The sequence below is a fragment of the Mycobacterium sp. NGS26 genome (assembly GCF_059813025.1).
The window spans coordinates 1-233 of the sequence record NZ_JCALDU010000051.1 but is presented as its reverse complement, the minus strand read 5'-3'; the positions used below and the strand labels follow the sequence as shown (position 1 = coordinate 233).

Below are 233 nucleotides of genomic sequence, written 5' to 3'. Positions count from 1 at the left end.
CCGACGCAAACACCGTGGTCTCCGTGGGGCCGTACACGTTGACCATCAGCCGCCCCGGCGCCCACCGATCCACCACCTCGGCCGGATAGGCCTCACCGCCGACCACCAACGCCATCGAATCCAGGCCGTCCGGCGGCAGCGTCCACGCCGCCGAGGGGGTCAGGCTCAGCACGCTGACCTGCTCCCCGACGAGCAAGGCGTGCAACTCGTCCGGGGAGCGGGTCACCGATTCC

General features: G+C 70.8%; 1 pseudogene. It reads right to left on the bottom strand.

The features are described 5' to 3' along the window. Positions 1-233, bottom strand: a pseudogene (locus AC5Y6X_RS24515) (hypothetical protein); the annotation flags it as partial.